Source organism: Sphingobium sp. L-44 (genome assembly GCF_056859495.1).
Map to the genome: position 1 here is coordinate 77,064 of NZ_JBSXOQ010000097.1, position 15,215 is coordinate 92,278.

A 15,215-nucleotide genomic window follows, 5' to 3' on the forward strand; every position below is an offset into this window, starting at 1 on the left:
TGCCATTGCCAGCGATAACCGCTCGCAACGATACGCAGATTCCCTATCAGTGTGATCGAAACGCTTTGCCATTGGACAAATGGCCTACCCCCTGGGGTCAGAGCGCGTCGATGCGATCAAGGCCATAGCCGGCCAGCGCGTCGCGCAGCGCCTCGACCTGGTCATCGACGCGGGTGAAGACGGCGATGCCGGGCGAGGGCGCATCCGGCCAGGGCTGTCCTTCGGTCAGGAAGGCGATGCGCCGGGCTATCCCTTCGCCGCCATGGACGAAGCCCATCGGATGCGGCGCGGCGGCGGCAAGTTCCTGTTCCACCAATGGAAAATGCGTGCAGGCTAGCACCACCATGTCCATCCGGTCGCCACCCGGCTGATCGAGAAGCCCCGCCAGCGCATCACGGGCGATAGCGGGATCGAGCGTTTCGCCGCGCAGCTTCGCCTCGGCCAGTTGCACCAGCGCGGCGCTGCCATGGCGCAGCACGGTGCAGTCGGCGCCATGTTCGGCGGCAAGCCGGTCGACATAGGGCTGGCGCACGGTGGCATTGGTGCCCAGCACGCCGAACACCCGGCTTTTGGACAATAGCGCCGCCGGCTTGATCGCCGGGACGGTGCCGACCACCGGAATGTCGAGCGCGGCGCGGACATGGGGGAGGGCTATGGTCGAGGCGGTGTTGCAGGCGATGACGGCGAGGCGCGGGCGATAGCGCTCCACCAGCCGACCGAGCAGGGCGGGCACGCGCGCGGCGATTTCCGCCTCGCTCTTGGTTCCATAGGGGAAGCCGGCGCTGTCCGCGGCATAGACCACAGGGGCGTTCGGCAAGGCGGCGCGGGCCGGGGCGAGGATGGACAGGCCCCCCACGCCGGAATCGAAGAAAAGGATGGGAGCGTCTGGTGCGACCGTCATGCGCGCCTGTGTCGCGGCATGGGGCGGGAGTGTCAACGCCCGGTGCTTGCAAAGCGGGCCGGTCGCTGCCACCTCGCGGGCCGATCGAAGGAGAACAGGATGACCCAGCCCAGCATGAAGCAGAAGATGATCGCGGGTGAGCCCTATCATGCGAGCGACCCGGAAATCATCGCGGACCAACTGGCGGCGGCGGCATGGATGCAGCGTTTCAACGCGACCCTGCCGCCCGAGCGCGAGGCGCTGCTGCGCGAGCGGCTGGGCGCGCTGGGGGCGGGATCGACGATCCGGCCACCCTTCCACTGCGACTATGGCTTCAACATCTTCCTGGGCGCGGGCGTGTTCCTGAACTTCAACTGCGTCATCCTGGACGTCGTGCCGGTGACGATCGGCGATGGTACGCAGATCGGCACCGGGGTGCAGATATTGACCGCCGACCATCCGCGCGATCCGGCCGAGCGCGCCACCGGCATCGAATGGGGCGTGCCGATCAATATCGGCCGCAATGTGTGGATCGGCGGCGGCGCGATCATCCTGCCCGGCGTCACGATCGGCGACGATGCGCTGATCGGCGCGGGCAGCGTGGTGACGCGCGACGTGCCGGCCGGCGCAACCGTGGTCGGCAATCCCGCGCGGGTGCGGTAAACCGATACTGCCCATTGCTCCCCGCGCCTGTCACGCTATGGTCGCGCGCAACAATCAGAACAGGCCGGCCGATTGCATCGGCTGTCCTGTTCTGGTCTTTTGATGTCCCGCGTTTTCCGAGCTAGCAGTTGTTCCACCTGCTTTGAAAACGCTTTATCGGCGAATTTCATGACACCTCCCTGGCTGCTTCCCGCTTTTGTTCTGGTGCTGGGCTATCTGCTCGGCTCGATCCCCTTTGGCCTGCTGCTGACGCGCTTCACCGGCGCTGGCGACCTGCGCCAGATCGGGTCGGGGAATATCGGCGCGACCAATGTGCTGCGCACCGGGCGCAAGGGGCTGGCGGCGGCGACCTTGCTGCTCGATCTGCTCAAGGGGGCGGCGGCGGTGCTGATCGGCGCGGCGCTGGTGGATGGTGGCGGGCCGATGGCGGGCGCCATGGCGTTCATCGGCCATTGCTACCCCGTCTGGCTGCGCTTTGCCGGTGGCAAGGGCGTGGCGACGATGATGGGTGTGGTGACGGCCATGTACTGGCCGGCCGGCATCGTCTTTGCGGTCGTGTGGCTGGGCGCGCTGTTCGGCACCAAATGGTCGTCGGTCGGCGGCATGTCGGCCGCGGTCAGCGCGCCGATCGCCATGTTTGGCTTTGGCCGGATCGATCTGGTGCCGGCCAGCCTGGCGCTCGCGCTGATCGTGCTTTGGCGGCACCGCGCCAATATCGCCCGGCTGATGAAGGGCGAGGAGCCCAAGGTCGGCAGTTCCAAGCAGAAAGCCGCCACCGAGTGAGCGGGCAGGAGCGGTTCGACCGTCTCCGCCTGATCCGATCCCCGCGGATCGGCCCCGTCAGCTACCGCCAGTTGCTCGCCCGCTTCGGCAGCGCGGCCGAGGCGCTGCGCGCCATTCCCATGCTTGCCGCGCGCGGCGGGGGCGAGGCGCGCGTGGCCGATGCCGCCGCGATCGAACGGGAGATTGCCGCCACCCGCGCGATCGGCGCCCGCTATCTGCTGATGGGCGATGCCGATTATCCCGCGCTGCTGGCCGAGATGGAGGGGGCGCCGCCGGCGTTGATCGTGCGCGGTGATGCCGCGATCACGGCGCGGCCGTGCATCGCCATGGTCGGCGCGCGCAACGCGTCGGCCGCCGCCTGCCGCTTTGCCCGGATATTGGCGCAGCAACTGGGCGATCGCGGTGCGGTGGTCGTGTCCGGCCTGGCGCGCGGCATCGATACCGAAGCGCATCGCGGGTCGATCGACAGCGGCACGATCGGCGTGATCGCGAGCGGCATCGACATCGGCTTCCCACCCGAAAATGCCGCCTTGCAGGAGGATGTGGCGCAGCGCGGCCTGCTGGTGACCGAGCATCCGCCCGGCACCCAGCCGCTCGCCCGGCATTTCCCGGCGCGCAACCGGATCATTGCCGGCCTCGCGCTGGGCACGGTCGTCGTGGAGGCGGCACCCAAGTCCGGATCGCTGATCACCGCAAGGCTGGCGACCGAGGCGGGGCGCGAGGTGATGGCGGTGCCGGGATCGCCGCTCGACCCGCGCGCTCAGGGCTGCAACCTGCTGATCCGCGAGGGTGCGACATTGGTGCAGAATGCTGACGACATATTGGAGGCGGTCGGCGGGCTTGATCTCCGCATGGTGCGGCAGGGCAGTTTCGACTTTATCGGCCAGCCGGTGTCGAGCGATGTCGCCGATGCCGATCGCGCGGCAGTGATCGCGCTGCTGGGGCCGGTCGCGGTGGCGGTGGACGAGATCATCCGCCTGTCCGGCCTCTCGCCCGCTATCGTGCAGACGGTGCTGCTGGAACTGGAACTGGCGGGCGGGCTGGAACGGCAGGCGGGCGGACGGGTCAGCTTGCGGTAAACGATTACTCCCCGGATGTGATCAATCCCACCAGAAGAACCACCAATCGGAATCCATTAGACCAGCGGCCAATGGCGCCAGCGTTTCGGTGCCCTGATAGACGATATCTGCGCAATAGTAGAACTGATCGCGAGCAAGGTTGAGAGCCTCTGCTTTCGTGCTGGGTCGGCGGGATGCCCGCATATTGATGGTGTCGCCGTTTAACCCGATCAACTCCGCGCCATAGCGGTGATGCCAGTATCGCAAGGCTGCGACATGGATTTCCGGAGACGGGCAGGCATTCCAGTTGCCCCATCGCAGATAGGCGGGGACTTCATAGGAATGGGGGGTGGGAATGAGGAGGATGTGAACGCGCGGGAAAGCCTTGCCCGTCAACACATCGCTGGCGATGGTGAAGCCAGGCTGCGCATTGGATGTCGAACTCGGCCATGAACCTTCTGCAGGCATGGCATCCGCTTCCTCATCGTCCCCATATTCATCTTGCCAGAACTGCCTGAGCGCGGCCGGGACATTGACGCCGTCCGCCGCAGCAATGATTTCGGCCGCTGTTTTGGGCAATGACGCAGAGGGGTGTGCCGATGGCGGGAGCATGGCCGGATCATCCAGGCTATATTGCTCCGCGATGCGATCCAGCGCTTCGTCATCGCCGATGATGACTGGCCAGCCTTGGCCGAGATCGTGGAGGCGTTTCCATTCGGAGAGCGCGTCACCCCCCGCAACGGTGACGCATTCATAGGGAAGGGCGGCGCGCAGTTTCTGCCGCATCTCTACCAGTTCCGTTGACGAACTATCCTGCGCGTCGCCGCCAAGCTGGCCGGTTGTCGCGCGCCCTTTCTGTGCCTTTCCGCCCAGGATCGCAGCCGCTCCGGCAATGAGCGCTGCCAAAAAATTCCGCCTCATCATTCGTGGCTCCGCTAGGAACGAAAATGTCATGGGGGTGATTCGTTGACGGAGCCAGTCGTCAGATTGGCTTGACGCGCTACGTGTTTGCTCCCCACCTTACACACACACGCGTAAGCAGCTACTGGACCCACATGCAACTTGTCATTGTCGAATCGCCGGCCAAGGCGAAGACCATCGAGAAATATCTGGGCGGGGATTTCCATGTCCTGGCCAGCTACGGCCATATCCGTGACCTGCCGCCCAAGGACGGATCGGTCGATCCCGACAATGGCTTTGCCATGTCCTGGGAAAATTATGGCGACAAGGGCAAGCAGCTCAAGGCCATCGCCGACGAGGCGAAGAAGGCCACGCGATTGATCCTGGCGACTGACCCTGATCGCGAAGGGGAAGCGATCAGCTGGCATGTGCAGGAAGTGTTGCGCGCCAAGAAGGCGCTGCCGCAAACGGTCGACCGGGTGACGTTCAACGCCATCACCAAGGCAGCGGTGCTGGACGCGATGGCCAAGCCGCGCGCGCTGGACGAGGATCTGATCGACGCCTATCGGGCGCGCCGCGCGCTCGACTATCTGGTGGGCTTCACCCTGTCGCCGGTGCTGTGGCGCAAGCTGCCCGGCGCCAAGTCGGCCGGCCGCGTCCAGTCGGTCGCGCTGCGCCTGGTGGTGGAGCGCGAGCGCGAGATCGAAAGCTTCAGCCCCCAAGAATATTGGTCGATCGCGGCCGAGATGGAGCAGGGCGGGCAGGGCTTCACCGCGCGCCTGGTCCGCTGGAAGGGCGAGAAGATCGACCGCCTGACCATCGGCAAGGAAGGCGACGCTATGGCCGCCAAGGCGGACGTGGAGGCTGGGCGCTTCACCGTCGATAAGGTCGAGACGAAGCCGCTCACCCGGAATCCCCCGCCGCCCTTCACCACCTCGACCCTGCAGCAGGAAGCCGCGCGCAAGCTGGGCTTTTCGGCCAGCCACACGATGCGGATCGCGCAGCAGCTCTACGAGGACGGCGCGATCACCTATATGCGTACCGACGGCGTGCAGATGGACGGCAGCGCCATCTCCGCCGCGCGCAAGGCGATCGCGGAACGCTATGACGGCGGCTATCTGCCCGAAAAGCCGCGCCAATATCAGACCAAGGCGAAGAATGCGCAGGAAGCGCACGAAGCCATTCGTCCGACCGAATTCCATCGCGACAAGGTCGGCGGCGGCGATCATGCGCGCCTCTATGACCTGATCTTCAAGCGCGCGCTGGCGAGCCAGATGGCGTCGGCCCGGCTGGAGCGCACCACCATCGACATGGTCGACGGCAGCGGCAGCCATACGCTGCGCGCCACCGGCCAGGTGGTGATCTTCCCCGGCTTCCTCGCCCTTTACGAAGAAGGTCGCGACGACGCCGAGGATGACGACAGCAAGCTGCTGCCGCGCCTGAACGAAGGCGACGCGCCGGCCAAGAAGAAGGTGAGCGCCGAACAGCATTTCACTCAGCCGCCGCCGCGCTATTCCGAAGCCTCGCTGGTCAAGAAGCTGGAAGAGCTGGGCATCGGTCGCCCGTCGACCTATGCCTCGACGCTGCAGGTTCTGAAGGACCGCGACTATGTCCGCGTCGAGAAGAACCGCTTCTTTGCCGAGGAGAGCGGGCGTCTGGTGACGGCCTTCCTGGAGCGCTTCTTCGAACGCTATGTTTCCTATGACTTCACCGCGGGTCTTGAGGACGAGCTGGACGAGATTTCCGGCGGCCGCGCCCAGTGGCAGGAAGTGCTCGAAGCCTTCTGGAAGGACTTCAAGCCCAAGACCGCCGAGATCATGGAGCAGAAGCCGTCCGACATCACGGCCGAGCTGGACAAGTTCCTGGAGCCGATGCTGTTCCCGCCCAAGGCGGACGGCAGCAATTCGCGCGCCTGCCCGCTCTGCGCTGATGGCCAGCTGTCGCTGCGCGGTGGTCGCTTCGGCGCGTTCATCGCCTGCTCCAACTATCCCGAGTGCAAATATACCCGCAAGTTCGGCCAGCCGGGCGGCAGCGATGGCGCCGATACCGGCCCCGAAATCCTGGGCCAGCACCCCGAAACCGGGCAGGACATCGTCAAGAAGTCCGGCCGCTTCGGCCCCTATATCGAGATGGGCGAGGGCAAGGAGGCCAAGCGCGGATCGATCCCCAAGGATCTGCCCGATGGTGAGATGACGCTCGATTGGGCGATCAAGCTGCTGAGCTTGCCGCGCGAGGTCGGCCTGCACCCGGAAACCGGGCTGCCGATCGTTGCCAATATCGGCCGCTTCGGTCCCTATCTGCTGCATGACGGCAAATATGGCCGCCTGTCCTCGACCGCCGAGATTTTCGAGGTGGGCATGAACATGGCCGTCGCCAAGCTCGCCGATGCGGCGAACAAGGGCGGGCGTGGCGGTTCGTCGCGCGAGCCGTTGAAGGTGCTGGGCAAGCATCCGCGCACCGAGGTGGAGATCAAGCTGATGGCGGGCCGCTATGGCCCCTATGTCACTGACGGCACGACCAACGCGACCCTGCCCAAGACGATCGAGCAGGATGCGCTGACCCTGGAGGAAGCGGCCCAGCTGATCGATGCGCGCGCGGCGGCTGCTCCGGCCAAGAAGGGCAAGAAGGCGCCGGCGAAAAAGGCGGCCGCCAAGAAGCCGGCGGCGAAGAAGGAAGCGGGCGAGAAGAAGCCCGCCGCCAAGAAGGCCCCGGCCAAGAAGAAGGCGGCGGCGGAATAATACGCCATCGCCCTGGTCGCTTGCTGCGGGGCTAGCCCCAATGATGGGCGGCAGCGATCAGGGTGCCGGCGGCCAGGATGGCGGCGGCGATCCATTTCGCGCCATTGTCGGGCGGTGATGGCGTGGCGGGCGTCGTGTCTGCCTCCAGCCGGCGCGTCAGCGCGCGCAGCAGGCGCGGGGCGTCGTCGGCGATGCGCGAGAGTTCGAGCAGCAGGGCAACGGTCTTTTCCGGGGCATGGGCCGCCGCGACCTGGTTCATCACCAGCCGGCCGCGCGCCTTCTGCAGCGCCTGCGACAGGTCGAAGCCGGGCTGGATCGCGCCCAGCACCCCGTCCATGGTGATCAGCGCCTTGAAGATGAGGGCAAGGTCGGGCGGCAGCACCAGCCCCTCCTTGCGCAGCAGCGGAAAGAAGTCGGCGACCATGCGCGTCAGCACCAGCGGGCCGCTGCCATGGCGCGCGACCAGTTGCTCGGCGGCGTCCAGCACCCGGCCGGGATCGGGCGCGCTGGCCTTTGACCAGACCATCAGCGTGTCGGCCAGGGTGCGCGCGTCGCCGGAGCGCAGCGAGAGGATGAAGGACAGGAATTCCTGCCGCCGCCGCGCGCTGACATGGCCTATCAGGCCGAGGTCGAGCAAGGCAAGCCGGTCGCCGGGCAGGCAGAGAAGGTTGCCGGGATGCGGATCGCCATGGAAGCGGCCATTGACCAGCACCATGTCGAGCACCAGCGCGGCGCCAAGGTCGGCGATCGCTGTCGGATCGATACCGGCCGCGCGCAAGGCATCGTCGTCGCGCGGCGGCACCCCGTCGATATAGTCCATCACCAGCACGGTTTCGGCGCAATAGCGCCAGTGGATCGCCGGGATGAGCACGGCCGGGTTGTCGGCCAGGTCTTCGCGCAGCCGGTCGGCATTGCGGCCTTCCTGGGTGAAATCCAGTTCCTCCAGCACGGTGTCGAGCAATTGCTGCACCAGCGCCTGGGGCTGGAAACGGCGCGCCTCGCGGCTGCTCGCTTCGACGATGCCGGCCAGATGGGTGATGAGGCGCAGGTCCGCCTCCATCGCCTTGCGGATGCCCGGCCGGCGGATCTTGACCACCACCTCCTGCCCGTCGGTCAGTGTGGCGCGATGAACCTGTGCCATGGAGGCGGCGGCGAGCGGGGCCGTGTCGAAACGGGCGAAGGCGGTTTCGACCGGTTCGCCAAGCACCGCTTCGAGGCGCGGGCGGAGCTGATCAAAGGGCAGGGTCGGCGCGTCGCTGTGCAGCTTGCCGAATTCGGCGATCCACGCTTCGGGCAGCAGATCCTGCCGGGTGGCGAGGATCTGGCCCAGCTTCACATAGGTCGGGCCGAGCGCCTCCATCGCCTGCCGGGTGCGGCGCGGCAGGTCGGGCGGATCGGCGGCGGCACTGTTATCGCCTTTCGCCAGTCCCAGCCGGGCGAGCAGTATGTCGAGGCCGAAGCGGGTCGCGACGCTGGTAATCTCGGCCAGTCGTGCGCGATCCCGCGTGGCCACCATGATGGTCTTGAGCATGATGGCTCAACGACCGGGATGGCGATTATGTTTCGGTTGAGTAATCGAACCCCGATCCGTTCGTTTCGAGCGTGTCGAGAAACGCGCGCGCAGCGCTCTCCGCTTCTCGACCAGGCTCGAAGCGAACGGTCGTCAGTCAGTCGACCCAGTCGAGGCCGATGTCGCGATAGATGAAGCGGTCTTCTTCCCAGTCTTCCTTCACCTTGACGTGGAGGTAGAGGTGGACCTTGACGCCCAGGAGGTTGGCCAGTTCGGCACGCGCCTTGGACCCGATTTCCTTGAGGCGCTGGCCACCCTTGCCCAGCACGATCGCGCGCTGGCTGGAGCGGCCGACCAGGATCTGCTGGTGGATTTCGACCGAACCGTCGTCGCGCTCCTTATACTGCTCGGTATCGACCGCCGCGGCATAGGGCAGTTCGGCGTGGAGCTGGTGATAAAGCTGTTCGCGGGTGATTTCGGCCGCCAGCATGCGGTCGGTCGCGTCCGACACCTGATCCTCGGGGAAATGCCAGGGGCCTTCGGGCATGGCGTTCGCAAAGGCGGTCTTGAGTTCGGGCAAGCCATCGCCGGTCGCGGCGGAAACGAAGAAGGTCTCTTCGAATTCCAGTTCCTCATAGAGGCGCTGGGTATGGACCAGCAGCTTCTCCTTGACCGCGATGTCGACCTTGTTGAGCACCAGCCATTTGCGTTCCGGCCGGGCCTTCAGCGCAGCGATGATCGGCTCCATCTTGGCGCCAAGGCCCGCCTTGCCATCGACCAGCAGGACGATCAGGTCAGCGCCCTGCGCGCCGCCCCAGGCAGCCTGCACCATCGCGCGATCGAGGCGGCGACGCGGCGCGAAAATGCCGGGCGTGTCGACCAGCACCATCTGCGCGTCGCCCTCGATCGCGACGCCCATGACGCGGGTGCGCGTGGTCTGCGCCTTGGGGCTGGTGATCGCCACCTTCTGCCCGACAAGTGCATTGACCAGCGTCGACTTGCCGGCATTGGGGGCGCCGACGATGGCGATGACGCCACAGCGCTGATTTTCAAACTCGATGGTCAATCACATGCTCCGTTCGCTCCACGCCAATGCGCGGAGACGTCTTCCTAAACCAAAATGAATGTTGGGGACAGGCTTAGCCCGCCAATTGCTCCAGCAGGGCTTTCGCGGCAGCGGTTTCGGCTTCCTGCTTGGAGCCGCCGGTGGCGCTCGCCTCGCCCGCGCCCTTGATCGAGACGGTGACGGTGAAGCGCAGCGCATGGTGCGGCCCCGACCGGTCCGTCATCACATATTCGGGCGGCTTGCGCTTGTTCGACGCGGCCCATTCCTGCAGCGCCGATTTGGGGTGGCGCGGCGCGGCGGTCTGGGTGTCGACCCGGTCGCCCCACAGGCGACGGACCAATGTGCGTGCCTCGTCCAGTCCTGCCTCCAGATAGAGGGCACCGATCAGCGCCTCCATCACGTCGCCCAGCACATTGTCGCTGTCGGCGGCGCCATCGTCGCGGGCCTGCTTGCCCAGCACCAGATGGGTCGGCACGCCGGCAGCGCGGGCCACCTGCGCGCAGGTTTCGCCCGAGACCAGCGCGTTGAAACGACGCGACAGCTTGCCTTCCGGTTCGGCCGGGAAGCGGGCATAGAGCCATTCGGCGATCAGCAGCCCCAGGATGCGGTCGCCCAGAAATTCCAGCCGTTCGTAATTTTCCGCCTTGGCGCTGCCATGGGTCAGCGCCTGTTCGAAGGCAGCGGGGTTGATCGGCGCTCGGCCGATCAGCGCGATCAGCCAGGCTGCGGTATCAGGCCTGTGCGAAGCCACCATCAAAAGCCTTCCCCGATCCGGCTCCAGCGCGCGGCGGTGAACCAGGTCCAGGGCAGCAGCCAGTTGGCGCTGCCGTCGGTCGAGAAGACCGAAACAAGTGCCTTGCCGACCAGATTTTCCTCGGGGACGAGGCCGATGCCGCCGCCTTCGACCGCCGGGAAGCGGCTGTCGGCGCTGCGATCGCGATTGTCGCCCATCATGAAGAGATGGCCTTGCGGCACCAGCACGGTGTCACGGTCGTCGGCGGCGCCATCGGGCACCAGGTCGAGGACGTTATAGCTCTTGCCGCCCGGCAGAGTCTCGCGGAACTGGGGATAGCGGCACTGCTTGCCACCGCCCGGCGCGGCCTGTTCGAATTCGGGGCGATAGCAGGGGGAGGGGCTGCCTTCCTTCTGCGCGGCATCTTCCATGTTGGGCGTCACCGGAATGACGAGGTCGGCGACCTTCTGCTTCGGGATCGCCTGGCCATTCAGATAGACGGTGCCGCCGCGGACCGAGATCATGTCGCCCGGCAGGCCGATCACCCGCTTGATATAGTCGTTCTTCTGGCTCGGCGGCGCCTTGAACACCACCACGTCGCCGCGCTGTGGCGTCGAGGCGAAGATGCGGCCGGGGATCAGCGGCACCGAGAAGGGCAGCGAATAGCGCGAATAGCCATAGGGCCATTTGGCGACCAGCAGATAGTCGCCGATCAAGAGGCGCGGCTGCATCGATTCCGAGGGGATGTTGAAGGGCGAGACGATGAAGCTGCGCAGGACGAAGACGAACACCGCCAGCTTGGCGAGGAACCAGATGAAGTCCCGCGTTTCTGATTTTGCGCTCATGTCTGCCTAATGTTCCTTCAAGATCGTGCCGCGCTGCGACGTATCACTGCGGCCTGTCGCGGCTTTTGCGGGGTCGCCCGCGCCGCGTCAAGCGCGTGGACGATGCAATGCGTGCCGCTTTTGGATAAGGAGAGGAAGAATCGACCGGTGCAGCGTCGATATCGACCAACGACCAAGAGGATCTCCCGCATGTCCAGTCCCGCACTGGCGGCCCTTGCCGCCCTGCCTCAAGCTGAACTCAAGACCATCTTCGAGAGTGATCCCGACCGCCTGTCCAAGCTTGTGCTGAGCCATGGGCCGCTGCGCTTCGACTGGTCCAAGACGCACCTGACCGACGATCTGGTCGACGGCTTCCTGAAGCTGGCGCAGGAACAGGATTTTGCCGGCCGGCGCGAGGCGTTGTTCGCGGGCGAGGCGGTCAACAATACCGAAGGCCGCGCGGCAGAGCACACGGCCCAGCGCGGCGTCGGCAATGCCGACAGCGTGGCGCTGGCCAAGGCGTTGCACAATCGCACCCGCGCGCTGATCGACGCGATCGAGGCAGAGGCGCTCGGCCCGATCCGGCATATCCTGCATATCGGCATCGGCGGGTCGGCGCTTGGGCCCGACCTGATCGTCGATGCGCTGGGCGGCGACGGCATGCGCTATGATGTCGCGATCGTCTCCAATGTCGACGGCACGGCGCTCGAAAAGGCGATGGATGCCTTCGACCCCGACGCCACGCTGATCGCGATCGCATCCAAGACCTTCACCACCAGCGAAACCATGCTGAACGCGGCGAGCGCAATCAACTGGATGGTCGAGGCGGGTGTCGAAGACCCTTATGGCAAGATCATCGCGCTGACCGCCGCGCCGGAAAAGGCGATGGAATGGGGCGTGGACGAGACCCGCATCCTGCCCTTCCCCGAAAGCGTGGGCGGGCGCTATTCGCTCTGGTCGTCGATCGGCTTCCCCGCCGCGCTGGCGCTGGGCTGGGACGCGTTCGAAAGCCTGCTGGAGGGCGCGGCGGCGATGGACCGCCATTTCCAGCTGACCGATCCGCGCGAGAATATCCCGCTGATCGCTGCCTTCGTCGATCAATATTATGCCCGCGTGCTGGGCTGCGAGACCCGCGCCCTGTTCGCCTATGACGAGCGGCTGGCGCTGCTGCCCTCCTATCTCCAGCAGCTGGAGATGGAGAGCAACGGCAAGTCGGTGAAGCTGGATGGCTCGCCGGTCGATGGGCCGACCGCGCCGATCACCTGGGGCGGCGTCGGCACCGATGCGCAGCATGCCGTGTTCCAGCTGCTGCACCAAGGCACGATCCTGACCCCGGTCGAGTTCATCGCCTCGATCGAGCCGGGCAATGCGCTCGACCCGGCGCACCATCGCGCGCTGCTGGTCAATTGCTTCGCCCAGGGCGCGGCATTGATGCGCGGCAAGGACAATGAAGACCCGGCGCGCGCCTATGCCGGCAACCGCCCGTCGACCACCATCCTGATGGATGATGTGAACCCGGAGGCGCTGGGCGCGCTGATCGCCTTTTACGAGCATCGCACCTTCGCCAATGCCGTGCTGATGGGGATCAATCCCTATGACCAGTTCGGCGTCGAACTGGGCAAGGAGATCGCCAAGTCGATCGAGGCCAATGGCCCGACCGGCTTCGACCCCTCGACCATGGCGCTGATCGAGATCGCTTTGGGCGAATAAGGCAATAACGAACGTTCGTTTCGGGCGATGTCGGGAAATGCTTCTCGACAGGCTCGAAGCGAACGGAAGTTGCAGCAAAAATTCCCATTTGTAACTGCGCCGTCCAGCCGCCATATCCGCCGCCAAGAATGTGCGCCGAGCGGAGACTGGCATGAGCGATTATGATTTCGACCTTTTCGTCATCGGCGCAGGATCGGGCGGGGTGCGCGCGTCGCGCGTCGCTGCCGCGCATGGCGCCAAGGTCGCGGTGGCCGAGGAGTTTCGCGTTGGCGGCACCTGCGTCATCCGCGGCTGTGTGCCCAAGAAGCTGCTCATCTATGGCGCACATTTCGCCGAGGATCTGAAGGACGCCCGCCGCTTCGGCTGGAACGTGCCGGACTGCGGCTTTGAATGGGCGACGCTGCGCGACAATGTGCTGGCCGATGTCGACCGGCTCGAAGGGCTCTACACCAACACCCTCAACAGTCATAAGGTCGAGCTGATCGCCGAACGGGTGACGGTGACCGGGCCGCATAGCGTGAAGCTTGCCAGCGGACGCGAAGTGACGGCCAAGGTCATCCTGGTCGCGACCGGTGCCTGGCCGCTGATCCCCGAGGTGGAGGGCGCCGAACATGGCATCACCTCCAACGAGGTGTTCCATCTGGACGAATGCCCCAAGCGCATCGTGATCGTTGGCGGCGGTTATATCGCCAATGAATTTGCCGGCATCTTCCACCAGTTCGGCAGCCATGTGACGATGGTCAACCGGGGCGGCACGCTGCTGCGCGGTTATGACGAACAGATCCGCGACCGCCTGCTCCAGATTTCGACGATGAAGGGGATTAATTTCCGCTTCAACGCGCAGATGGAAAAGATCGAGAAGAAAGAGGATGGCACTTTGTGCGTCCACTTCAAGAATGGCGATCCAGTCGCGGCCGATATCGTGCTGTTCGCCACTGGCCGCCGTCCGCACACCGATGGTCTGGGGCTGGAGAATGCCGGCGTCGAGATCGACGAGAAGGGCGCGATCAAGGTCGACGAATATAGCCGCACCAGCTGTGAGAGCATCTATGCGGTGGGTGACGTCACCGACCGGCTGCAACTGACCCCGGTGGCGATCCGCGAGGGCCATGCCTTTGCCGACACCGTGTTCGGCAACAATGCGCGCACCGTCGACTATAGCTGCGTGCCCTCGGCCGTGTTCAGCCATCCGCCGCTGGCGGGCGTCGGCCTGACCGAAGCGCAGGCCAAGAACAAATATGGCACGGTGAAGGTCTATACCTCCGACTTCCGGCCGATGAAGAATGTGCTGGCCGGACGCGACGAGCGGGCGCTCTACAAGATGGTCGTGGACGCCACCACCAACAAGGTGGTGGGCCTGCACATGATCGGCCCGGATGCGCCGGAAATCCTGCAGGCAGCCGCCGTCGCGGTGAAGGCAGGCCTCACCAAGCAGGATTTCGATGATACGGTCGCGCTGCACCCCAGCATGGCCGAAGAGCTGGTGCTGCTGAAATAAAGGCGGAGAACCAAAGATCCGTTCGCTTCGAGCGAAGTCGAGAAGCGCAGAGCGCTGCGCTCGCCGTTTCTCGACTTCGCTCGAAACGAATGGGCTTAGTTGTTGGCTACAAAGGTAATCACCAGCGCATCGCGCCAGGCGGGCTGGGTCGGATCGACGGCGTGGATCTCGGTCACGCCGTGGAAGATGCGATGATCGTCGATCAGCATCGCGTCGCCCGGTTGGGCCAGGGTGAATTCGCCCATCGGCGTGCCATCGGCGGCGCCGATGCGGGTGACGCCCTCGCGCACGTTGCGGCGCTCGACCAGCATCACGAAGACCCGGTCGACGCCGTCGCGGTGCATGCCCTCGGGCGTCGGACGGCCAAGCTCCCCCGGCTTCGCCTCGATCCGGAACTGGTGCATCTCGACATGCCAGTCGCCCGATGATGCCGGATCGAAATGGCCGGCGCAAAAGGCGAGCAGCGCCTGCGTCACCGGCAGCGCGATCGTGGCATCCTCGACAGGATCGAACCAGCGCTGCACGTCGCCGTTCAGCGGGTTATAGTCGCGGCTCTGATAATGGGGCTGGTGCGGCTGGCGGACGAACTGCCCGGCAGCGCAGCGAAAGGTGGCGTGGCGGCGGCGGCGATAACGGCCGCCATCGGCCATGAAGAGGTCGGGGCCAAGATCGTCCCAGCTGCGGGCAAAGGGCGCCCAGTCGGCCACGCCGATATCCAGCTGATGCAACAGGTCTGCGCCGGCCAGGCGGGCATAGCCATCCTGTTCCAGCGCCTGGTCGATGGTGGGCAGGCAGTCCGTATCGCTCATTTCCATCCTCATAGGCAGAGGAGGAAACGAGCGACAGGGCCAG

General features: G+C 65.6%; 13 protein-coding genes. 6 read left to right on the forward strand and 7 right to left on the reverse strand.

All coding sequences use genetic code 11. The annotated features are described in order from the left end of the window. Positions 1-97: 97 nt before the first annotated feature. Positions 98-901 carry a glutamate racemase gene (murI, locus tag AC13EK_RS15530; protein WP_069337002.1) on the reverse strand — a complete coding sequence of 268 codons (804 nt, stop codon included), beginning with the start codon at positions 899-901 and terminating at the stop codon, positions 98-100. 99 nt (positions 902-1,000) lie between these two features. Between murI and AC13EK_RS15535 the strand changes: the two genes are divergently transcribed. The 3 genes from AC13EK_RS15535 (at position 1,001) to dprA (ending at position 3,405) form a co-directional block, all read left to right on the forward strand. After that, a complete protein-coding gene (locus tag AC13EK_RS15535) occupies positions 1,001-1,543 on the forward strand; it encodes a sugar O-acetyltransferase (protein ID WP_048937137.1) in 543 nt (180 codons plus the stop codon). Between the two features lie 168 nt (positions 1,544-1,711). Then, positions 1,712-2,326 carry a glycerol-3-phosphate 1-O-acyltransferase PlsY gene (gene plsY, locus AC13EK_RS15540; RefSeq protein ID WP_069337003.1) on the forward strand — a complete coding sequence of 205 codons (615 nt, stop codon included), beginning with the start codon at positions 1,712-1,714 and terminating at the stop codon, positions 2,324-2,326. Continuing rightward, the gene (gene dprA / locus AC13EK_RS15545; RefSeq protein ID WP_069337004.1) at positions 2,323-3,405 is read left to right on the forward strand and encodes a DNA-processing protein DprA; all 1,083 of its coding nucleotides are present in this window, start codon (positions 2,323-2,325) and stop codon (positions 3,403-3,405) included. The genes plsY and dprA overlap by 4 nt, the downstream gene beginning before the upstream one ends. Before the next feature lie 21 nt (positions 3,406-3,426). Here the strand turns inward: dprA and AC13EK_RS15550 are convergent, their stop codons facing one another. Then, positions 3,427-4,290, reverse strand: a complete 864-nt coding sequence (locus AC13EK_RS15550; RefSeq protein WP_159366216.1) for a DUF4253 domain-containing protein — start codon at positions 4,288-4,290, stop codon at positions 3,427-3,429. 149 nt (positions 4,291-4,439) lie between these two features. Between AC13EK_RS15550 and topA the strand changes: the two genes are divergently transcribed. Then, on the forward strand, positions 4,440-7,022 hold the full coding sequence (gene topA / locus AC13EK_RS15555) for a type I DNA topoisomerase (protein WP_069337006.1): 2,583 nt from the start codon (positions 4,440-4,442) through the stop codon (positions 7,020-7,022). 31 nt (positions 7,023-7,053) lie between these two features. Here topA and AC13EK_RS15560 read toward each other — a convergent pair whose 3' ends face one another. The 4 genes from AC13EK_RS15560 to lepB form a co-directional block, all read right to left on the reverse strand. Further along, positions 7,054-8,553 (reverse strand): ABC1 kinase family protein, encoded by a 1,500-nt coding sequence (locus AC13EK_RS15560; RefSeq protein ID WP_069337007.1) that lies wholly within the window; start codon positions 8,551-8,553, stop codon positions 7,054-7,056. Between the two features lie 136 nt (positions 8,554-8,689). Then, positions 8,690-9,598, reverse strand: a complete 909-nt coding sequence (gene era, locus AC13EK_RS15565) for a GTPase Era (protein WP_017499591.1) — start codon at positions 9,596-9,598, stop codon at positions 8,690-8,692. A gap of 73 nt (positions 9,599-9,671) precedes the next feature. Then, the gene (gene rnc, locus AC13EK_RS15570; protein WP_017499592.1) at positions 9,672-10,352 is read right to left on the reverse strand and encodes a ribonuclease III; all 681 of its coding nucleotides are present in this window, start codon (positions 10,350-10,352) and stop codon (positions 9,672-9,674) included. Then, positions 10,352-11,176, reverse strand: a complete 825-nt coding sequence (gene lepB, locus AC13EK_RS15575) for a signal peptidase I (RefSeq protein WP_010337902.1) — start codon at positions 11,174-11,176, stop codon at positions 10,352-10,354. Before lepB ends, rnc begins: the two co-directional genes overlap by 1 nt. A gap of 189 nt (positions 11,177-11,365) precedes the next feature. Between lepB and pgi the strand changes: the two genes are divergently transcribed. Together pgi and gor are read left to right on the forward strand one after the other, a co-directional pair. Next, positions 11,366-12,865 carry a glucose-6-phosphate isomerase gene (pgi, locus tag AC13EK_RS15580; protein ID WP_069337008.1) on the forward strand — a complete coding sequence of 500 codons (1,500 nt, stop codon included), beginning with the start codon at positions 11,366-11,368 and terminating at the stop codon, positions 12,863-12,865. A gap of 151 nt (positions 12,866-13,016) precedes the next feature. Next, a complete protein-coding gene (gor, locus tag AC13EK_RS15585) occupies positions 13,017-14,363 on the forward strand; it encodes a glutathione-disulfide reductase (protein ID WP_069337009.1) in 1,347 nt (448 codons plus the stop codon). A gap of 95 nt (positions 14,364-14,458) precedes the next feature. Here gor and AC13EK_RS15590 read toward each other — a convergent pair whose 3' ends face one another. After that, positions 14,459-15,172 (reverse strand): 2OG-Fe dioxygenase family protein, encoded by a 714-nt coding sequence (locus AC13EK_RS15590; protein ID WP_069337010.1) that lies wholly within the window; start codon positions 15,170-15,172, stop codon positions 14,459-14,461. Between the last annotated feature and the right edge of the window lie 43 nt (positions 15,173-15,215).